Genomic DNA, 22,447 nt, shown 5'->3' on the forward strand with positions numbered 1-22,447 from the left:
TAGGAAACAGAAATATACTCATTCATTTTTTTCCTCTTAGATAGCTAAATTTGAGAAACCCCTTTAACTACACGAACGGTTTATCCTTTTAACGCCTAAAACAAAAGTTTAAATGATTGGGAAGAGCAATGTTCGTATTCAAAATTCAGAATTTGCATAGATAAGGGCAAAATCTGAGTCTCCTATATATCAAAGAATTGCTGAACTTTTCGAATTCGAATGATAACATGAACTTAAGTTCAAATAAAAGATGGTGGGCTTTGTGCATAAAATGGATTTTTATATGCCAACAAAGCATACCCATTGCTTAAGGATAAAGTTTGGAAAAACCAAAGGAGGTATTACGAGCTAAGGAGTGTTATTGGAGAATGATGGTGTAAATGAAAGGTCAAAAAGGAGAGGAGTAAAATAATGAGACGTCGAGTTAGTTTAATAGCAATTATTATGTTACTTGGTCAAACGTTTTTAAATACGTTTGGAGCAGTTGTTAGTGCAGTTTCAATTAACAACGATGAAAGTATTTTTTCTGAAATCAACTATCTAGATGAACATGAGCAACCGGTTGATTTTGATACTTATACCGGACCCGTTGTCGCAACTGTGGATTGGTCTGCAGAAGGAAAAGAAATCACTTCAGAAACTACCGAAGAAATCCAATTGAATGAGACGGTTACCTACGAAGAACAAGCGGGTAATTTAATTGGAGAAGAGGACACTACGGTGGGAACTTATCAAGTAACTACTGGAGGTAAGTTATCTGTTCAGTTTAACGAAGCGATTGAAAGTCAACCACAAGCGAAAAATACACTACGAATTACTGGAAGATATGAAGCCCCTGTTCCCGAAACACAAGTAGCCGGAGAAACTGCGGCAGCTGAAGGGACAGAAGCGGAAGACTCTTCTGAAGAAGCTTCTGGTGAATCGGATGACGAAGACCCTGCGCAGGAAAATGATGGAGAAGAAACAAATGAAGATGATCAGGTAATTGAAGAAGAACAAGCGGAAGAAGTTGAAGAAGTTGCTGAATTCTTTGATATTGCCCCATTGACAGAATTAGAAGGTAGTTTTATTAGCGGCTTTAAATTTGAATTAATCGGCCCTGAAGGACCAATTTCTGTTGGTAATGGCGAGACGGTCGAAATAGATCCAACAACGATAGAATATATGAATCTCGGTTATGATTTTGAATTCCCTCATGATATGGATATTCACGAAGGAGATACCTTTGAAATCAGTTTACCTGATGTTGTGAATGTACCAGCTCGAACTGGAAGTGTCCAACCAACTAATGGACCGTTAGTAAACTATGAAGTGACAGCTGATGGACGTATTCTTTTTACATTTACAGATGATTGGAATATCGATGACCGACTTATGCATTTAGATTTACAAGCGAATATTGATGTCGAAATTTTTGAAGAAAAGCGTGAGGTAGAAGTGAAAGTGCCTTATGTTGATGGAGAAGAATTTCATGCTGTGTTAGTAGGTTCGCGAGATGGTGTGGAAGGTGCGGACGTTAAGACAGGAAATACGTTTAATGCAGAAAATGAAGAAACAAACTTCAGACCTGAATATGCAGAATGGACCATTCGTTTTAATGACAACCTTAAGTCATATGAAAATACAAGTGTGGTCGACACATTAAGTACAGGACATACTTTAGCTGAAGACAGTATTGAAATTTATCGTATTCCGAGAAACTACTTAACAGGAGAAGTAACTGGAGAACCAGTTTTAATAGATCCTTCAGAATATACCTCGTCGTCTGATGCATCAAGTTTCACTATTGGATTTGGTAGTATTGAAGATACTTATGAAATACGCTATAGAACGAATATTGATTATGAAACTGTTGAAAGTAATACGACGATTAATAATACGGCTCGTATTATCTTAGATGGGAATGAAACAGAACTTGACCATTCAATTGATTTAGAGTGGGGGAATGATTTTGATCCAATTGTTAAATCAGGGGCAGTGAACTCTAATGATAGGACAAGAATCAATTGGGAAGTTCGTTATAATTTTGCTTCACATAGTTTAGGCGAAGTAACATTAACAGATATAATTGACACAGGGACTGTGGATCTTTCTACGGTAGAGGTTTTCGAAGTGGGTGTTGATGGTAATGGTAATCCGACTGGTTGGAATAACATAGAAGAGTTTACAAGTGATACTGTAGACGGCACCACGGTTATCAATATTCCAAACTCAAATGGAAAATCCTATGTGATTCGCTTTGCTTCTGACGTTCCGGGTAATTATGTGGGAGAAGTTAAAAATACGATTGATGATAACAATCCAAATACACCTCCTGGAGAAGATATAGTAGAAGTTGACACAAGACCTGGCGGAAATAAATCAGGAAAAGTTCAGTATGGTGAAGACGGTGTTCCCTATATTGAATGGACAGTACAATTTAATACCAACAAAGTCGTGTTTGATGGGTTTGAATTTACCGATACATTCAACGATAAACACTTAGAATTAGTTCAAGATTCTTTTGTATTAACGCATTCTGGTGGTGCCACCTTAACGCAAGGGAAGGATTATTATGTGACGCCTTCTACAGAAGGATTTACATTTAAACTAGAAGGTTCTTCAGAAAAAGAAGTCTATACACTGACTTATCGCACCAACTATACAGCTGAAGGATTGAAACAAGAGAATGCTTCCAACACAGTCGATTGGGATTGGGATGGGAATGGTATAGGACCAGAAGTGGAAGTTGGTCATCCTGTTGCGGGGATTAACAAGACTGGTAATTATGTTGTCGGTAAAGACGACAATGGAGTAAATCGCCAAGAAATTTCTTGGAAGATTGAATTTAATACGAATAAACTTGTATTAGAAACACCAAAATTGGTAGATACATTTGAGCCAACTGAATTAGAAATTGTGGCAGGTCCCTTTAAAATTACAACGGCTAATACTACGCTAGTAGAAGGAATAGATTATCATTTCACTCGTACAGCTGATGGTTTTGAGGTTCAGTTCATTAACAACTCCTTACCACAAGTATATGTTGTAGAATACCACACAACTATACCAGCTGGAAATGATGTCAGTTCTACAAACACTGTTCAACTAGAATGGCAAGGACACAAAGAAAAAGACAAAGCAAATGTGGATATGGGCAAAAACACACCTGGTTCATACAAAAATGGATCCACCGTTGCCTACGAAGAAGACGGAGTAACACTTAAGAAGAATGAGTGGGATATTCGCTTTAATACGAATAAACGTATTATCCAAAATTTAGTTTTAACGGATACCTATTCTCCTGGTAAAATTGTTAATCCAATTGTCATCACAGATATAGATAACGATACTCATCTGGTTGAAGGTACAGATTATACGATTAGCTATACAGAAGGTCAGTTTGTTGTAAAATTTGAAAAACAAACTGAACCAGTAGAATATTCATTGACTTACAGTACTTCCTATAATGCAGTTGAAGACCAGGAAGATGCTAAAAATGAGTATACAATTAAATTCTTAGGTGGAACCGAAGAAGGCTCTAAAACAATTCCAAAACCAATGTTAAATGTTCAAAAAGCTTCAACAGGAGTTACAGGCGTATCCATTGATGAAGAAGGCAAGATAACGCCAGCTGTTATTTCATGGGAAATCACAGGAAATACAGATGGACCGAATTATGTTCATTTAATAAATGCGGTCTTTGAAGATACTATTCAAAGTGACCAACGTTATGTTGAAGGATCAATGAAATTAAATGGCGAACCAATAACGCCTACATGGACCGGGACGCCAGAAGAAAATAATTATACATTTACTGTGAAATTACCAAACGGGGCTGCAGAACATAGCTTAACGTATGAAACAGTAATTTACAATTTCCAGTCAAATGACGTGAACGACCCGTCAAGATACCACAATACTGTTGATTTAATTAACTTCAAGGGTGGAGTAGGTGGAAGTAATGAAGAGAAAGTTTCAGCTTCAAGTTCTGCTCGTTACTTTAGTGAACATAAACAACAAAACCCATCAAAAACGGGAAAACAAGATCCTGAAGATGATTTAATTAAATGGGAAGCAATCGTGAATGCGAATAAGTTACCAATTAAAAATGGAACGATTCGTGATATTCTGGATGAACATTTAGAATATGTGGTCGCTCTAGAAGTTTATGCTGTCATTAATGGGGTAGATGTATTGGTTCCAGAAAATGGCTACACCTACGCAGAAACTGAGATAGACGGAAAACCAGCATTTACAATCACCTTTAACGGGCCAACCAAAGTAACACCTAATGAAATTGAAAATGGCATCCACTACACTTATAAACTCAAGTACAATACTTCCTTACGAGAAGATATTATTGGAACAAGATGGGTAAGTAACAGAATTCAAGTTTTAGGCCATGACTTTAAAGTCATAGAAGAAACTGTTTCAGAAAGTACTTATTCAGAAAAATGGTACTTTGGTGGTGGAGGATCAAGCCGCACCTTAACTCTGAAATTCAGTAAAGTAGATGCGGATAACGGTACATCATTGAATGGCGTTACATTCGAGTTGCACAAGGTAGCCGGTCCTAATAATACACAAACATTGGTAGATAGTTTTGAAACACTAACAGATGGTTACTATGAATTAGCGAAACAAAGATCTGGACGTTATATCTTAACTGAAAAAACGACATTGCCAAACTATATTTTAGGAGATCCGGTCTATTTTATTCTCGGATATGCAGAAGATGGGGCTACAGTGCTGGATATCACAGACAGCAACTTCCAAAATCCAATACGTATTGACAACGATGTGTTATCAGTTGAAAATAAGCGTCAAAAGACCAGTGTAACAGCGAATAAAATATGGGCAGGAGAAAATCCTCATCCTACGATCTGGTTTAAGTTATTCCGTCAAGCAGGGGATAATGCTGCTGAAGAAGTTCAAGGAGCAGAACTTAAAGAGTTGGCTCCAGGTACTGCTCAAGTAGTATGGGACGGTGTAGATGCAAAAAATCCGGAAGGTATCGATTACACTTATTCCGTGCAAGAAGTTGATGCTGAAGGGAATGAATTTACACCAACTGGCTATACGAAAGTTGAGGATGGATTAACTGTAACAAATACGGCAACTCCAATCGAAGTCAGTGTAACCAAAGTATGGGACGATGGAAATGATCAAGATGGTCTTCGTAAAACGAGTGTTGAAGTAGAACTGATAGAGAATGGTTCTCCTACTGGAAATACGGTAGTTTTGAGTAAAGATAACAATTGGTCGGATACATTTGAAAACTTACCGGCTTATCGTAACGGTACTCTCATTGATTATTCTGTAGTTGAGTTGAATGTCCCAGAAGAATATGTATCAACTGTAGATCGTGACGATAATGGGAACTTAATCGTGACTAATACTTATACTCCAGCAGTGACTGGCTTGACGATCAACAAAGCATGGGATGATGGTGATGATCAAGATGGTCTGCGCCCAGAATCAATTGAAGTTCAACTGATGGCAGGCAAAGAATCAATTGGAGAACCGGTAGAACTTACTGCAGAAACTGGATGGACACATACGTGGTTAGACTTACCAGTGAATAAAGCAGGTGAGCCAATTGAATATTCAGTCGTTGAATCGACTGTTCCAAATGGATACGAAGCAACAACGAGTGAGATTGTTGATGGTGTCGTGACGATTACCAATACTCATACACCAGCAGTTGTAAATATTCCAGTTTCAAAAGTATGGAGCGATGCGAACAATCAAGACGGCATACGCCCAGAAACGATTATAGCTAACTTATTAGCCAATGGAAATTCAGTTGGCAACATTGAACTATCTACGGATAATGAGTGGGCACACACATTTGAAAATCTACCGGTTTATAATGAGGGTAAAGAAATTGTTTACACCGTGACTGAAAATAAAGTTGAAAACTATTCACCAACTATTACAGGAACCGTTGTAGAAGGATTTGTCATTACAAATAGTTACACGCCAGAAGAAACATCCGTAACGGTAACAAAAAACTGGCAAGACGGCAATAACCAAGACGGTAACAGACCAGAAAGTATTGAAGTTCAATTAACAGCTGATGGAGTAGCTACAGACCATACAGCGGTATTGAATGAAGAGAATAACTGGACTGCCACATGGACAGGTTTAGCATTAAATTCAAAGGGAACGGCTATTGACTATTCAGTGGAAGAAATAACAGAGGTAGATGGTTATGAAGTAGTTGTAGATGCTGCAGACCATGGAAATATCATCCTAACGAATACTTATGAACCAGCTGTTACAGAATTGACAGTCAATAAGGTCTGGGATGATGCAGATAATCAAGATGGTATCCGTTCTGAATCAGTTGAGGTTCAATTGATAGCTGGTAATCAAGAATATGGCGATCCAGTTACATTAAACGCTGAAAATAATTGGTCTTACACATGGACTGATTTAGCAGTTAATGCAGCAGGCGAAGCGATTGAATATAGCCTCGTTGAAGTGAATGTTCCTGAAGGTTATACGTCTATAGCTAGTGAAATTGTAGATGGAACAATTACCGTTACAAACGTTCATGAACCAGAAGTAACAAGCATAAAAGTTTCTAAAGTATGGGACGATGCAGATAATCAAGATGGTATTCGTCCGGAAAACATTACTGTAGAATTAAAAGCAGATGGAGATGTTGTTGCCGAACCAGTTGAATTGAATGAAGATAATAGTTGGACACACACATGGACTGACTTGGCAGTTAATGCAGCAGGCGAAGCAATAGAGTATGAAATTATTGAGTCAGATGTTCCTGAAGGATACGAAGTCAATATCAACAGTGAAAATCCAAAAGATATTGTCATTACTAACACTTATACACCAGTTGTAACAGAAGTAACGGTGAACAAAGTATGGGATGATGCAAACAATCAAGATGGTCTGCGTCCGGAATCAGTTGAAGTTCAATTGATGGCAGATGGAGAGACTGTTGGTAAAACAATCAAACTAGATGATTCAAACGAATGGACAAATACGTGGTCAAACTTGCCAATGAATGAAACAGGTGAGCCAATTGAATATTCAGTCGTTGAATCGAAGATTCCAGCTGGATACGAAGCAACAACGAGTGAGATTGTTGACGGTGTCGTAACGATTACCAATACTCATACACCAGCAGTTGTAAATATCCCAGTTTCAAAAGTATGGGAGGATGCTGATAATCAGGATGGCGTACGTCCAGAAACGATTACAGCTAACTTATTAGCTGATGGAGATCCAATTGGCAACATTGAATTATCTGCGGATAATGAGTGGACACATACATTTGAAAACTTGCCAGTCTATAACGATGGCTCAATAATTAATTACACAGTAACTGAAGATACAGTGGAAGGTTATTCTACGATGATTGAAGGAACTGTTGCAGAAGGATTTGTCATTACAAATAGTTACACGCCGGAAGAAACATCCGTAACGGTAACAAAAAATTGGCAAGACAGCAATAACCAAGACGGTAACAGACCAGAAAGCATTGAAGTTCAACTTACAGCAAATGGCGAAGCAGTAGGAAAATCTATTGAATTGAATGCTGAAAACAATTGGACCCATACATGGTCTGAGTTGGCACTCAATGAAGCAGGCATTTCAATTAACTATTCAGTAGTTGAATCAAATGTTCCAACAGCTTATGAAGTAGCAATTAATGATGAAAATCATGGAAATATTATCGTAACCAATACTTACACTCCAGCAGTGACCGACTTGACGGTCAACAAAGCATGGGATGATGCAAATAACCAAGACGGTATTCGTTCGAAGGATGTTACAGTTCAACTGATAGCAGATAATGAAAAAATTGGCGAGCCAATAACATTAAAAGCTGAAAATGAATGGACACATACTTGGACAGCTTTACCAGTGAATGCTTCTGGAGAAGCGATTGAGTACTCGGTTATTGAAACGAACGTTCCAGAAGGATATGAAGCAACAGTTAGTGAGATTGTAGATGGAACAATAACAGTTACAAACACTCACGAACCAGAAATGACTAGTATTCCAGTTACAAAAGTTTGGAACGATGCAAACAACCAAGATGGTATTCGTCCAGAATCCATTATGGTTAATCTATTGAAAGATGGAGAATTGTTCCGTTCGGTTGAAGTGACCGCAGATGATAGTGATGATTGGTCATACATATTTGAGGACTTGCCAGTATATGCGAATGGTGAAAAAGTTGTCTACACTATTTCTGAAGATGAAGTTACTGGATATACCGTGGAGTATGATGGAATGAATATTATAAATACACATGTTCCAGAAGTTATTACGGTTTCAGGAAATAAAACTTGGGATGATGCGAATAACCAAGATGGTATCCGTCCAGAATCGATTACAGTGAACTTGTTAGCGAATGGTTTACCAGTCGATTCAGTTACAGTGACTGCTGAAGAAGAATGGGCCTATAGCTTTGCAAATCTGCCTAAATTCGAAAATGGTGAAGTAATTCTCTATACTATTACGGAGAACTCAGTAGAAAACTATACCTCAGAAATTAATGGACACAACATTACAAACAGCTATACGCCAGGTGAAACAAGTGTCACAGTCACAAAAGCATGGGATGATAACAATGACAAAGCTGGATTCCGTCCAAAGAGTATCAAAGTTCAATTACATGCAGATGGTGAAGCAATAGAGGAACCAGTTGTATTATCTGAAGCGAATGAGTGGACACACATTTGGACAGAACTAGCTGCTAAAGCAAATGGCGAAGACATTGTTTATACAGTTTCAGAAGTTACTGTAGTGGACAGTTATACAGCAACTATCAACGACAGTGACAAAGGGAACATTATTCTTACAAATACCTATACACCTGCCAAAGTAAGTGTCGGTGACTATGTATGGATTGATGTAAACAAAGATGGCTTACAAGATGAAACAGATATTCCACTTGAAGGAATCGTGCTAACGATTGAAGACGAAGAAGGAAACCCAGTAACGGATGTATATAGTAATCCTGTTGGACCAACCACAACAGACGAGAACGGATTCTATATCTTTGAAAATCTACCGATTGACCACAGTTATACAGTGAGAATTGATCGTGAGGCATCTGCGAAAGTATTGGAAGGCTATGTACCGACCTTGCAAGAAGTAGGCTTGGATATCTCCATTGACTCTTCAACATGGGAAGCGACATCACGTCATTTAACAAAAAATGGCGAGCATGATCCAACCCTCGACTTCGGATTTGTTGTAGCTCCGGTTGACCCAGTCGATCCTGAAGAGCCAGGAGAGCCTGCTGAACCAGAAGAACCTTCAGAACCAACTGTTCCGGTTGACCCGGAAGAACCGACTGACTCTGCAAAACCAGAAGAACCAAAAGCTCCTGAAAAAGAAGCTGAGGAAAAACCTGATAAGGAAGAATCAAAAGATAAAGAACTACCATATGCAGGTAGAGAAGCATCCATGATATCTTACATCATAGGTTCAATCCTGGTATTAAGCGGTCTAGGAACACTATTTGTTAAAAGTAGAAAAAAACAAGAAGACTAATTAACAGAGAGACTAGTCGAAAATAAAAAATCCCTTCTTTTGATTTGGTTTTAGTAACTGAGTCAAAGAAGGGATTTTTTGTCGCTTTTCTTGCACTTAATGGTGCAGTTTATGGAGAACTGAACATGCAATGAGTTGTTGTTTTATTGAGACTCGAACGATAGAATAAAATTGATGAAAAAGCAAAAGATGTATTTATATAATGAGATAACTTAAGGATTGAAGAAGAATGGCTAAAAAAATGATTGTGAGAGCAACGAAAGAATGGAAAAATGATTGGCCCAATAATCGTCCTGAGATTTGGTTTAAACTATTCCGTAAAGCTGGAGAAAATGGGACACTGGAAGAAGTTCCTAATCTATGTATTAAGCCATTAGCTTCCTGGACAACTGAGGTAAGATGGAAAAAAGTAGACGCAAGAAGTCCTGAGGGTGTAGACTATATCTATTCAGTACAAGAAGTTGATGTCAAAGGAAATAACTATACACCTGCTGGCTATACAAAATTTGAGAATGGATTATCCGTTATTAATATCTATAATCCAAACCCAATAGCAGTTTCTATCCAATTAGATCGAAGCGAAGAATTGATTGAATCAAATTTAGTAGCTGAAGAATTTGATTTTGAATTAGTAGATACTGCTGATAGACTAGTTGTCAAAGGAGAAAAGAACGGCAATGGGACAGTTATTTTTGAATCCATCGATTTTACAGAGTTGGGCATACACGAGTTCTCGATTGTTTTAATAAAAAAAACGAATAGGGAAATTCATAAAATATTTAACGTAACCGTTGAAGTAATTTATGCTGACGGAAATCTATTTGCCACGACCTCTTATATCAAACCAAATTAAAGTATCTCTTCCTGGTAAAAAGCGAGTGATTTTTACCAGGAAGAGATTTTTAGTTATGAATAGGATTTTAATCTTCGATTTAGTATAATGGATTTATAAAATAGATAACAAAGGGAATGAATCAATTGAAAAAGATATTGCTATTCTTGTTGGGAGTTTTCTTTCTCTCAGCATGCTCCGTCTCAAATTCGCAAGAGGATACACAATCAAATACGGATACTAGTGCAGAGGAGGAAGATACCGTGCTATATACAGCAACGATAAAAGAAGTGGATGAAGGTCGCATACTCGTTCAAGACATGAATCCTGTTGAAACAGAAGATATCCCCGGATTCGATGAGGTTGTTTTATTAATGAACGAAGCTATTCCTTTAACAAATAAAACAACTGGAGAAGACATCCAAATCGAAGACTTAAAAGAAGGCGACAATTTAGAAGTAGTCTTAATTGAAAATGCACCAACGACCATGTCTTTACCACCGCAATTGCCTGGTATGTCGATTGTGCAAGTGGAGCTGGTAGAATAAGAAAATCGAAAAGCCAAAATCATTCAGTATTGATTTTGGCTTTTTTCTGTGGAGAAAATTCTCACTCAAAGTAATGAACGAATGAATGTAAAGTATCTATTATTACTTATTTTGCTATAATAGAAATGCAATCGTTTACACTCTAGGTTTTAGTTAGGAGTATGAAAATGAAAAGACAGCTGTTTCAAGAGAACCTACGAAAAGAAATTTTAATTTATTCAGCTATTTTTATTGCTGTAATCATTCTAATACTAAGTTTTATTTTGTCTGCATTTAATGGAATTTCAATAAATATGCAGTTAGATAATACCGAACAAGTAGTACAGGATTTTATTAGTAAAAATATCAAACAATACGAAGAGCAACTTACTCAAAATAGCAAAAGGCTGTATTTAGATTACTTAAATGAAACGGTATCTGAATCAAATATTTATTCCAATTATTACACCTTTAATTCTCAACAGGATTTAAAAAGTGAGTTATTGATTTTAGATGAATCGATGAATTTGAAATTTAGTAGTAACAGTCGATGGAACAAGGATGGAATTTTTTTGAATTTCTTATCGATTATTACTCCTAAAATAGATGAGGAAACAGAAGTAGTTCAACGGTTGTATGTTGATAAAGACCGAGAACATTATCTTCTATTAATGACAACAATTGGTAATCCTTTATCACCAGAAGGATATTCGGTTCAAGTGATTAACGGAAAAGAAGTAATATCAAACTTAAACCAACTTCAGAACCAATATATTATATCTGATAAATTTGATAATGTTTTTGCATCAAGCTCGAATTTATTTATTTCAGGAAATCTAGAAAAAGTAGAGGGTACTGTATTCAAAAACCGATTCAATTATCACGATGATTTATATTATTCAGAAAGAAGCTCACTAACACCGAATTTATCATTAACCGTGTATCAAAGAAGTATTATGTATCCCTCATTCTTAAAAATAAGCGGTTCGATCGTAGCCCTATTGTCTTTTTTATTAATTGCTTTTGCCCTCTCTTTTTCAAAGCGAATTTCATTGCGAAATGCGAAATCAGTAGAGTTGCTTACAAAAGAAATGGAAGTTTTGAAGGGAAATCCAAACCACCGATTGTCGATTCAAACGAATGACGAATTTGAACTTGTTTCGAAACGGATCAATATAATGTTGGAAGAATTATCGAATGCTCATCAAAATAATATATCATTGCTGCAAGAAAATCTGCTGGCAGAGCGAAAAAAGCTCGAAGCTCAATTCAATCCTCATTTTTTATACAATACATTGGAAGTAATTCGCGCATCAATTATTTTTGATAGGGAAATTGCTAATCAATTGATTCTTCGATTAACTAAAATACTTCGCTATAGCATCAATGAAGAAAATACAGAAGTTACCTTTGAGACGGACCTGACGTACTTGATAGAGTATTTAGAAATAAGTAAAATTCGTTTTCAAGACTTTAGCTATATTTTAGATATCAACGAAGAGACATTAAAATTACCTGTACCAAAACTATTCTTACTCCCTTTAATTGAAAATAGCTTGAAATACGGCTTTCAAAATCGTCCAGATCTACAAATCACGATCATAAGCAAAAAAATAGAAGATAACTATTATCAATTTCAGGTGATGGACAATGGTAGCGCATTGGAGGAAAGAAAGTCTCAGGAAATCAATGATTCTTTACAAAATAATCTTCCCATGGGAAATCACCATGGTTTGTTGAATAGTAAAAAAAGGTTGCAGTTAATGTATCCTAAGGCGAAATTTGAACTGAAAATTAGAGAAGAGTATACAGTAGTTGAAATTGAAATAGGAGGAGCATGAAATGTATCGGATATTGATTGTTGAAGATGAACATATTATAAGAAAAGGTTTAATTTATGGATTTAATTATGAAAAAGCAGGTTGTGTGATTGTTGGAGAAGCAAATAATGGCCAGCAAGGTATAGAGAAAATAAAAGAACTGAATCCTGATATTGTTATTACGGACATCAACATGCCCGTGAAAGATGCTTTTGAGATGTTGGAAGAAACCATGGATTACCTCTATAGTACAATTATTATTTCTGGATATGATGAATTTTCAAACGCACAAAAAGCGATTAAGTACGGAGTTAGTGAATTCATAGTAAAACCCATTGATATGGAAGAATTAGCAGAAGCAATATCCCGAGCGAAATATCAACGTAAAGTGAATCAGAGTTTTATTCAAGAACGAGAAAAATCAGCAGATATTAAGAACATACAGTTAATAGAAAAAGAGAAGCAATTGGTTCATGATGAAGTGATTCGAGAAATGATTCAATTTGTTAATCAAAACTTTAATAAGCGGTTTGTATTCCAAGATGTGGCTAAGGAAATTGGTTATAGTTCAACACTTTTGCATAATCGTTTTAAAGACTATATGAATATGACATTTAATGATTATGTGAATCGTTACCGAATTCAAAAATCAATTGTGTATTTGAAACAGAATAAATTGAAGCTTTATGAAATCGCTGGGGAATGCGGTTTTAGTGATTACAAGTACTTCAATAAAGTCTTTAAGAAATATATCAATATGAGTGCGAGTGAATTCATGGATTTGATAAAAGAGTAGGATTTTCCCCAAAAGTGTTATTTTTTGGTATTTGAAAGCGATTTCAAATTTGGTACGATAAAGAAAATAACAAGGAGTGGTGGAGATGAAAAAGTTTGGTAAATGGATTTCAGTTGCAGGTATTTCTTTATTAATGTTAGCGGCATGTGGAACTGGCGGGAATACAGAATCAAGTGACAGTGGTAATAACACTGGAGGAGGAAGTTCCGATACATTAGTTATTTATTCTCCAAACTCGGAAGGCTTGATTAATGCCACAATACCCGCATTTGAAGAAATGTATGATATTAAAGTAGAATTGATCCAAGCGGGGACAGGAGAGTTGTTTACAAAATTAGAAAGTGAAAAAAATGCCCCTATTGCAGATGTTATTTTCGGGGGAGCCTATTCTCAGTATGCTCAAAGTACTGATTTATTTGAAGAGTATATTCCAGAAGAAAACGATCAATTAGTAGAAGAATATCAAAATAAATCAGGTTTCTATACACCCTATACAATTGACGGCAGCGTTATCATTGTCAATCCAGATTTGATTGGGGATATAGACATCACAGGATATGAAGATTTATTAAATGAGGAATTAAAAGGAAAAATTTCGACAGCTGACCCAGCAAACTCTTCAAGTGCATTTGCTCAATTGACAAATATGCTAGCCGCAGAGGGCGGTTATGAAAGTGATGAAGCATGGCAATACGTACATGATTTATTCACACTAATCGATGGGAAAATCAGTTCCAGTTCAAGTAATGTTTATAAAGCAGTGGCTGATGGTGAGATGGCAGTAGGCCTCACTTATGAAGATCCAACTGTGAAATTATTAAATGATGGAGCAAATGTTGAAATTATTTATCCACAAGAAGGTACCGTCTTCTTGCCGGCGAGTGTTGCTGTCATCAAAGGTGCTCAGAATATAGAAAATGCAAAGTTGTTCGTAGACTTTGTTATTTCAGAAGAAATACAAAATGTGTTAGGTACGACCACAACCAATCGTCCGGTTCGAAAAGATGCTGAGACAAGTGAAAATATGAAACCACTTGATGAAATTGAAACGATTGAAGAGGATATGGACTATGTAATTGAAAATAAGGACGAAATCGTTTCGAAATACAATGATATCTTCGTTGATATTGAATCAAACAGATAGGCGGTCATTCATATGAGTGAGATTATAATCAACCATGCTCGAAAAGAGTATCATGGAAATGCAGTAATTCCAGATCTTTCGGTGACAATTCCAGATGGCACTTTGTTTACTTTATTAGGTCCTTCAGGTTGTGGAAAAACGACCCTGCTACGTATGATAGCGGGGTTCAATTCCATTGAAGGAGGAGATTTTTACTTTAATGAGAACAGAATCAATGATAAAGATCCAAGTAAACGGAATATTGGAATGGTTTTTCAAAACTATGCGATTTTCCCGCACTTAACGGTTCGAGACAACGTTGAATTTGGACTAAAGCAACGAAAGCTTTCTAAAGAAGATGTAAAGAAAAATGCTGATAAATATTTAAAATTAATGCAGATTGATGAGTACCAAGATCGTAAGCCAGATCAACTGAGTGGAGGGCAACAACAACGGGTTGCGCTCGCAAGAGCTTTGGCTATTAATCCAGATGTTCTATTGATGGATGAACCCTTAAGCAACTTGGATGCAAAATTACGTGTCGATATGCGTCAGGCAATTCGGGAAATTCAAAGAGAAGTAGGGATTACAACTGTTTATGTGACTCATGACCAGGAAGAGGCAATGGCTATTTCTGACAAAATTGCCGTGATGCGGGATGGAATTATTCAGCAAATTGGGCAACCAAAAGAATTATACCATCGTCCAAGTAATGAGTTCGTGGCAACCTTCATTGGACGGACAAATATTCTGGAAGGAAAACTGATCCATATAAACGGCACGGCATATCTTGAATTTAAGAGTGGGTATCAGTTAGCATTTCCATCCCTCAACTCCGAACAAGAACAAAACGTACGAATCAGTATCCGTCCGGAAGAATTTATACGTGTGGAAAACGATGAAGATTTTACTGCAGAAATACAAGATAGTATCTATTTAGGATTAAATACAGAATACTTTTTAAAACTGGAATCGGGTAATAGAGTTCAAATTAGTGAAGAATCAACCTTTCACGAGAATTTAAATCCGGGTGACCACATTAAATTAAAGATTAATACCCAAAAAATTAATGTCTTTACAAAAGATGGAGCACGAAATCTTTTGGGGGTGTCGGGATGAAAGAAAAAAAGTTTTCTTTAGATATATGGAATAGCTCTTCCTTATTAATTTTAGCAACTTATTTAATTTTCCTGGTATATCCTGTTGGCAACGTGTTGATACAAGCACTTATTACTGATAACGGATTTGGTTTTGATAACTTTATTACTTTTTTTTCAAAGAGTTACTATTCAACGACATTGATAAATAGTTTTAAAGTATCGTTAACCGCCACAATTTTTTCATTAGTTATTGGAGTTGTTTTAGCATATTGCTTTGCGATGTACCAATTTAAAGGGAAGAAATTATTACGAATCCTGATTATTATCGCATCTATGTCGGCGCCCTTTATTGGAGCATATTCTTGGATTCTCTTATTGGGGAGAAATGGTGTAATAACGCGCTTCTTTTCCAATATATTTGGTTTTACAATGCCGGATATTTATGGATTTACAGGGATTACTTTGGTATTTACCTTGCAGCTATTTCCATTAATCTTTTTATATGTAAATGGAGCTTTTAAAAGCATCGATAACTCCATTCTAGAAGCGGCTGAAAATATGGGCAGTACAGGATTTGATCGCTTCTTTAAAGTGATTCTACCCTTGCTTATTCCAACTTTATTAGCAGGAGCATTACTTGTGTTTATGCGTGCTTTCTCTGATTTTGGGACTCCGATGTTGATCGGGGAAGGCTATCGTACTTTCCCGGTTCTGATCTATTCTGAGTTCATGAGTGAAGTAGGAGGAAATGCGGCCTTCGCATCAGCATTGGCAATTATCGCAATCATTATTGCATTGGTGATTTTTATCGGCCAGCGATATATTGCGAACCGCCAATCGATTACAATGAGTTCACTTCATCCAGTTGTCGCAAAACCAGTCACTGGATTAAGAAAAATATTGGTTTATATCGTTTGCTATGGGGTTGTCTTTTTAGCGATATTACCACAAGGATATCTTATTTTTACTTCCTTTAAAAACACACAAGGGATGGTATTTCAGGAGGGGTATTCCTTAAACAGCTACCGAGAAGCCTTTAATCGAATGGGTTCAGCGATTTTTAACACTATTCGAATTCCCTTGTTGGCAATGGTGATTGTTGTCATTTTTGCGATTTTTATTTCGTATCTAGCCGTGCGTAAGAGAAACGTAGTTACTTCAACCATTGACTCGCTGAGTATGATTCCCTATATCGTGCCAGGTACAGTAATGGGTATCGCATTCCTGACCTCTTTCAATACAGGTATCGGAGGAAGTGGCTTCTTGGCAATTACCGGAACTGCGTTAATTATGGTTATTTCAATGTCCGTTCGTCGTTTACCCTATACCATTCGATCATCCGTTGCATCGTTAATGCAAATACCTCGATCAATTGAGGAAGCAGCGTCCAGTCTGGGCAGTGGAAAAGTAAATACCTTCTTTAAGATTACCGTGCCCATGATGCTATCTGGAATTATTGCAGGGGCAATTCTAAGTTGGATCACGATGTTATCTGAATTGTCTACCTCAATCCTTCTATATAATGTACGTACACGAACCATGACTGTTGCAATTTATACAGAAGTAATTCGTGGAAATTACGGAATTGCAGCAGCACTTTCTACCATACTAACAATCTTTACGGTCATATCTCTGCTTATCTTTATGAGAGTGACAAAGAGTGATGATATTTCGATGTAAGAAGAAAGCATCTCAAATGAGTTTCCACATAGGCTGGTTTTTAAAACTAGTTTCGTGGTCACGATAATGAGATGCTTTTTTGTTTTATACCATACAAAGTGAATAAACAAAAAAACTTCCTTTGCGAATTTATTAAGTAAAGGAGGAGACGAAATGCGCTTGCAAAAACCAGAGTCATTAAAAGTCGTAGAAATATTGTATAAACGAATGCCATTTAATTCTGCATTGGCAGAGGAATACTTTGTTGTTAGAAAGGGTTATGAAGGAGAGCGGAAATTTTATGACCTAACAAGCCAGAAAGGATTTCCAATGATCGTTCTGCATGATGTTTTACTTAAGAAAAGCGGCACAGCTCAAATCGATTTCATCGTAATTATGGCTACAAGAATATATCTTTTTGAGATTAAAAACTTTGAAGGAACTATCCATCATAAGGGAGATGACTTTATCAAAAATAACTATAAGCTGGATCGAAATCCATTAAATCGGGCTAAAAATGACTTTGATATTTTGGATGGTATTTTGAGGGCTAATCGAGTACGGATTCCAGCTGAGTGGAAACTTGTCTTCATAAATGGAAACTTTACTTTATATGGTCATCAACCCGAAGTACCAATCCTGCTTCTACCCCAACTAGAAGAGTTCTTTGAGAAAATGGCGAAAACCTCAGCTCCTTTGACTAATTACCATTACAAGATTGCACACTTAATAAGAAACAGCCGTCCAGAATCAAATTTATACAAATCAGATTATAAATATGATTATGAATCTCTTGAGAAGGGGATTTGGTGTGACAAATGTGAGCCTACAAAAATGATTAATAAACATCGTTATTTAAAATGCAGTGGATGTTCGAAGACTGAGCCAAAGATAGATGGAGTAGAGAGAAGTATTGCTGAATTTAAGTTGCTTTTTCCCGGTAAAAAGCTAACAGCTCGGATATTAAAGGATTGGTGTGGAAATATGATTGGAGAAACTTTTTCTAGATGTGTAATAAAGGAGATGGATAGGAAAAACAACAGTTGAAAACGATTATTCATTTGCAACTGTTGAATTCAGACTTTTTTCCTCAGTTGTAGTTGTTTTTTAGCATGCAACTGAGGTTTTCTTGTAGACTAGGGGATTATAAGTTCAGCCATCAATGTCTAGCTCCCAAGTCCTGACCTAGTGAAAAAAAGATAAATTTGCCCCATTGCGCGCTTCGCTGCTCATTCAGGGTCAAATTTCCTATTTTTTCATAGGCCAAGGCGGACTTGTCCGCTTTTCTTGCAATTTTCGACAGTTGGAGACCATTTTCTTCTTGCAACTGTTGAATTCTATTTCTTTATGAGTATCCATGGCGAGTATCATTTTATCAGTGCTATAATATTAGTTATTGAATACAAAATACCAGCTAAAGGAGCAAACGATTTGATGAAGAAAATCTTCGCTTGGATAATAGCAATTATACTAAGTACGGCTATCCTTATTCTTATTGTATTTCAGATTTCACCTCGCCCAGGAGCATACCTCATCAACAAAATGTTTGATAGTCCGATAGAAATAACGGACAAAGAAAAATATGAAGAAAGCAGTAAGAAGGTAAGTGTTATAGAAGACATTGACTATGATTCCCAATATGAACGAAATAATTTCGATATTTATTATCCCAAAGGTGCAACTGAAAGAGTTCCTGTAATCTTTTGGGTTCACGGAGGAGGTTATGTTGGCGGTGATAAATCAGGAGTGACTGAATTTGCGACCAATATTGCTTCCGATGCGAATGTGGCAGTCATAACCTTAAACTACGAACTAGCTCCAGATTCAGAATATCCTGGGCAAATTAATCAAATTGATGATGCGTATCGTTTTATCGAAAAGAGTTTAGACGAATACTCCATGATAGACTTAGATCAAATTTTTTTCGGTGGAGATTCTGCTGGCGCACAAATTGCTTTGCAGTATGTAACGATTCAAACAAATAAAAAGTACGCGGAGCAGATGAATATGGAACAAACTATTCAACAGACGAAAATAAAAGGTGCCATATCCTATTGTGGGCCGGTGAACCTCAAGCAGACGGTAGAAGAAAAATCGGATAGTAAATTTCTCCGTTTCTTTGTTAAGACTGTGGCCTGGTCATTGATTGGCGAAAAAGATTGGCAGGATACTCCCCAATTACAAGAAGCGTCGTTGGTCAGTCATGTAACAGAAGACTTTCCGCCTACCTATATTACTGATGGAAATGCATTCTCATTTCCACAACAAGGCATTGAATTGGAAGAACAGTTGAAATCGCTCCAAGTATCAGTCAGCTCACTGTTCTTTGTAGATTCACCTGAACAAATCAACCATGAATATCAGTTTGATTATCGTACGAAAGAAGCGAAACTTTGTTATGAGCAGACTCTCTCATTTGTAAATCAATATAAATAGTTTACAAAGAGTAAAAGGACATAAGTGTTTTCTTCCCCACATCATTTGCATGCGTGGTATAATAGTTAAGTGAATATACAAATATTGGAGGAACTCAAATATATGATTACATTGAAATCACCTCGCGAAATTGAAGCAATGGAAGAAGCAGGAAAGATTCTTGCGGATATTCATGTTGCTTTGCGAGATTTTATTAAACCAGGCATAAGCACAATGGAAATAAATGATTTTGTGCAAAAAAGAATCGAAGATGCTGGCGCTATTCCAGAACAAATTGGCTATGAAGGCTATGAATTTGCGACATGTACAAGCTTGAATGATGAAATTTGTCATGGATTTCCAGGGAAAAAAGAAATTCTGAAAGATGGCGACTTATTAAAAGTTGATACAGTCGTTAACTACAATGGCGCTATGGCAGATTCATGCTGGTGTTACGTTGTCGGCGAATCTAAAGATCCTCAAGTAAATCACTTGATGGAAGTAACTGAAAAAGCATTGTACTTGGGAATTGAGCAAGCAATTCCAGGTAACCGTATTGGTGATATCGGCCATGCAATCCAAGCATACGTAGAAGCAGAAGGCTTCTCTGTTGTCCGTGAATTCATTGGACACGGTATCGGACCAACAATGCATGAAGGTCCATCTGTACCACATTACGGCGAAGCAGGAAAAGGTCTACGACTAAAAGAAGGCATGACAATCACCATTGAGCCGATGGTTAATACCGGCACATGGAGATCGAAAATGGACAAAAATGGTTGGACTGCCCGCACATTAGATGGCGGATTAAGCTGCCAATTCGAACATACTATCGCAATCACTGCAGATGGTCCAAAGATTCTGACAAAACAAGACTAATTTAAAATGCATCTTTCTCAATGATTATTTGTGGGAGATGCTTTTTTCAATTGAACGGTATAATAGAATGATAATTTTCCGGCACAAAATGATTCTTGAATCAAGTAATGCTGTGATCAAACAAGAGTGAATAGTCTAATGCCATCGGAACGGCTATTCTTTGATGTTTTTTTGAGAATAGAGAGTGATGAGGGGGTACGAGAGTGGCTAAGAAGAGAAAAAAGAATAAAAGAAAAGATTCCAAGCTAGAATTTAATTCAGAATCAAATGAAGATTTTTTCTATATTGCTGGATATACATCATGGGGATTTCCATATGGTACAAGCTGGGAAGAAGCAGAAGAGCAAAGAATTCTAGAGGAAGAAAGCGACAGTGAAAGAAAAAAACTGGATTATCCATTTTAAGAAGTAGGAACGAGCTGGAGCAAGTATGCAAATACTGCTCCAGCTCGTTTTTTGAGCGAAGGATAGTCGAATCGTCCTAAGAGTACTTTTTTGTTTCATAAAAAGAGAAATCTTCCATCTGGATTCTCCTCCAAACAGGAACTCCAGCATCTTTTAGAGTATGGGACTGGAAAATAACATGGCTCTGTTTGTCAATAATTGTACTGTAACAAAATAACAAAGCTCCGAAAATCATTGTCATTCTTACTTTGAAGCAGACATGGTATACATAAAAGGGTTATTTGTACCACAGCTCTTTTATATATGGTACAGTAATAGCAATAAAAGTTACCATTAAAAAATCAGAATTGAAAGGAGGGAGAAGTTTGAGCAATGAAATGAAAGAGCAAAACAAGTCCATTTCAAAGCGAATGAAGAAACTTTCTCGGCTGACGGTAGAAGAAAAAACAAACGAAATCAGGTACGCAGACCTGACCGATGAAGAAGAAGAGTTATTAAATCAGCTAGTCCAAAAAGTTCGAAATCGTATGGGAATGACCTTTGTAACAGATGCACATCAACTTTCCTTGCTTAAGGAATTCAATCTACAATTCGATCGACTAAATGGTTTACAAGTTCTTCAAGAAATACTTAACAATGAGGATTATATTTTGACAAAAAGCTTTCCTGATATCGTTTTGAAAAAAATAAGCAACTTTCCGTTGTATGAAGAGATACTGCCACTCACCGAAGCAGATGAGAAAACAAGGATATGGAAGGAATTTCTCACTAAACACTCAGCAAGGTTATTTCATCAGTTAGGATATAAAAAAATTACCACAGGACTGTATAATAAAAAAAGTATTCCAGAAGATTTACCCTATATTTTCTATATAAAGTATCCTAGATTTGTATTTGGACATGAAACAGCTTTGTATTACCATGGCATTACCGATGTACCCCCAAAAAAATATGTGGTAAAAGTGGAGCCTTCCTATAATCCGAGGATAACGATTTATCCAGAACAAGTGGAGGTCATACGTAGCAGGGATATAGTGGGAGAAGACGAAATTGTAATGGTGGAGACCGCTTATGGCAACAAAATTCCTGTAACAGATATTTATCGCACCCTCTGTGATGTGATAAATCCTCGTTATTCAATCAATGAAACAGTAAAGGGGAAAGTCCTTATGGAATATATGAAGAGAAATGATGCTGAGCCCCAAATATTATTACAGAAAGCGCGTGATATGGGAATTGACCAATTTATCTTACCAATTATCGAAGTACTTTCAGATAACGAAATCAGATGATTTATAAGTATTTAACTAAAAAAAGCATAAAAAATGAAAGCGGTATAAAAAGTGAGGTGGATAAAAACGTAGAAACACTAAATA

General features: G+C 36.6%; 13 protein-coding genes. All 13 read left to right on the forward strand.

What is annotated here, in order from left to right; translation table 11 throughout:
- Nucleotides 1-411: 411 nt before the first annotated feature.
- The 13 genes from EJN90_RS09185 to EJN90_RS09245 all read left to right on the forward strand — a co-directional run bounded on the left by EJN90_RS09185 (nt 412) and on the right by EJN90_RS09245 (nt 22,363).
- Nucleotides 412-9,516, forward strand: coding sequence for a Cna B-type domain-containing protein (locus EJN90_RS09185; protein WP_126110545.1), 9,105 nt, complete (start codon nt 412-414; stop codon nt 9,514-9,516).
- Between the two features lie 229 nt (nt 9,517-9,745).
- A complete protein-coding gene (locus tag EJN90_RS09190; protein WP_126110547.1) occupies nt 9,746-10,369 on the forward strand; it encodes a Cna B-type domain-containing protein in 624 nt (207 codons plus the stop codon).
- 242 nt (nt 10,370-10,611) lie between these two features.
- Nucleotides 10,612-10,896 carry a hypothetical protein gene (locus EJN90_RS09195; RefSeq protein ID WP_126110549.1) on the forward strand — a complete coding sequence of 95 codons (285 nt, stop codon included), beginning with the start codon at nt 10,612-10,614 and terminating at the stop codon, nt 10,894-10,896.
- Nucleotides 10,897-11,063: 167 nt separating this feature from the next.
- Nucleotides 11,064-12,716: a sensor histidine kinase gene (locus EJN90_RS09200; protein ID WP_164544051.1), complete on the forward strand. Its 1,653-nt coding sequence runs from the start codon at nt 11,064-11,066 to the stop codon at nt 12,714-12,716.
- A 1-nt stretch (nt 12,717) separates the two neighbouring features.
- A complete protein-coding gene (locus tag EJN90_RS09205) occupies nt 12,718-13,491 on the forward strand; it encodes a response regulator transcription factor (protein ID WP_126110553.1) in 774 nt (257 codons plus the stop codon).
- A gap of 85 nt (nt 13,492-13,576) precedes the next feature.
- Entirely contained in the window at nt 13,577-14,635 is a 1,059-nt protein-coding gene (locus tag EJN90_RS09210; protein ID WP_126110555.1) for an ABC transporter substrate-binding protein, read from the forward strand.
- Between the two features lie 12 nt (nt 14,636-14,647).
- Nucleotides 14,648-15,733, forward strand: a complete 1,086-nt coding sequence (locus EJN90_RS09215; protein WP_126110557.1) for an ABC transporter ATP-binding protein — start codon at nt 14,648-14,650, stop codon at nt 15,731-15,733.
- Nucleotides 15,730-17,394: an ABC transporter permease gene (locus EJN90_RS09220; RefSeq protein ID WP_126110559.1), complete on the forward strand. Its 1,665-nt coding sequence runs from the start codon at nt 15,730-15,732 to the stop codon at nt 17,392-17,394. The genes EJN90_RS09215 and EJN90_RS09220 overlap by 4 nt, the downstream gene beginning before the upstream one ends.
- Before the next feature lie 153 nt (nt 17,395-17,547).
- Nucleotides 17,548-18,420, forward strand: a complete 873-nt coding sequence (locus EJN90_RS09225) for a nuclease-related domain-containing protein (RefSeq protein WP_126110561.1) — start codon at nt 17,548-17,550, stop codon at nt 18,418-18,420.
- A gap of 387 nt (nt 18,421-18,807) precedes the next feature.
- Complete coding sequence (locus EJN90_RS09230; RefSeq protein WP_126110563.1) at nt 18,808-19,809, forward strand: alpha/beta hydrolase; 1,002 nt, start codon at nt 18,808-18,810, stop codon at nt 19,807-19,809.
- Between the two features lie 102 nt (nt 19,810-19,911).
- The gene (map, locus tag EJN90_RS09235) at nt 19,912-20,667 is read left to right on the forward strand and encodes a type I methionyl aminopeptidase (RefSeq protein WP_126110565.1); all 756 of its coding nucleotides are present in this window, start codon (nt 19,912-19,914) and stop codon (nt 20,665-20,667) included.
- 203 nt (nt 20,668-20,870) lie between these two features.
- Nucleotides 20,871-21,071, forward strand: coding sequence for a hypothetical protein (locus EJN90_RS09240; RefSeq protein WP_126110567.1), 201 nt, complete (start codon nt 20,871-20,873; stop codon nt 21,069-21,071).
- 365 nt (nt 21,072-21,436) lie between these two features.
- Nucleotides 21,437-22,363, forward strand: a complete 927-nt coding sequence (locus tag EJN90_RS09245; protein ID WP_126110569.1) for a type IV toxin-antitoxin system AbiEi family antitoxin domain-containing protein — start codon at nt 21,437-21,439, stop codon at nt 22,361-22,363.
- Nucleotides 22,364-22,447 lie beyond the last annotated feature (84 nt).

The organism is Jeotgalibaca ciconiae (genome assembly GCF_003955755.1).
Taxonomy (GTDB): domain Bacteria; phylum Bacillota; class Bacilli; order Lactobacillales; family Aerococcaceae; genus Jeotgalibaca; species Jeotgalibaca ciconiae.

Bases quoted from the DNA above. Each gene is read 5' to 3' on its own strand.
- EJN90_RS09185 (WP_126110545.1), top strand. From the start codon at position 412: ATGAGACGTCGAGTTAGTTTAATAGCAATTATTATGTTACTTGGTCAA.
- EJN90_RS09190 (WP_126110547.1), top strand. From the start codon at position 9,746: ATGGCTAAAAAAATGATTGTGAGAGCAACGAAAGAATGGAAAAATGAT.
- EJN90_RS09200 (WP_164544051.1), top strand. From the start codon at position 11,064: ATGAAAAGACAGCTGTTTCAAGAGAACCTACGAAAAGAAATTTTAATT.
- EJN90_RS09205 (WP_126110553.1), top strand. From the start codon at position 12,718: ATGTATCGGATATTGATTGTTGAAGATGAACATATTATAAGAAAAGGT.
- EJN90_RS09210 (WP_126110555.1), top strand. From the start codon at position 13,577: ATGAAAAAGTTTGGTAAATGGATTTCAGTTGCAGGTATTTCTTTATTA.
- EJN90_RS09215 (WP_126110557.1), top strand. From the start codon at position 14,648: ATGAGTGAGATTATAATCAACCATGCTCGAAAAGAGTATCATGGAAAT.
- EJN90_RS09220 (WP_126110559.1), top strand. From the start codon at position 15,730: ATGAAAGAAAAAAAGTTTTCTTTAGATATATGGAATAGCTCTTCCTTA.
- EJN90_RS09225 (WP_126110561.1), top strand. From the start codon at position 17,548: ATGCGCTTGCAAAAACCAGAGTCATTAAAAGTCGTAGAAATATTGTAT.
- EJN90_RS09230 (WP_126110563.1), top strand. From the start codon at position 18,808: ATGAAGAAAATCTTCGCTTGGATAATAGCAATTATACTAAGTACGGCT.
- map (WP_126110565.1), top strand. From the start codon at position 19,912: ATGATTACATTGAAATCACCTCGCGAAATTGAAGCAATGGAAGAAGCA.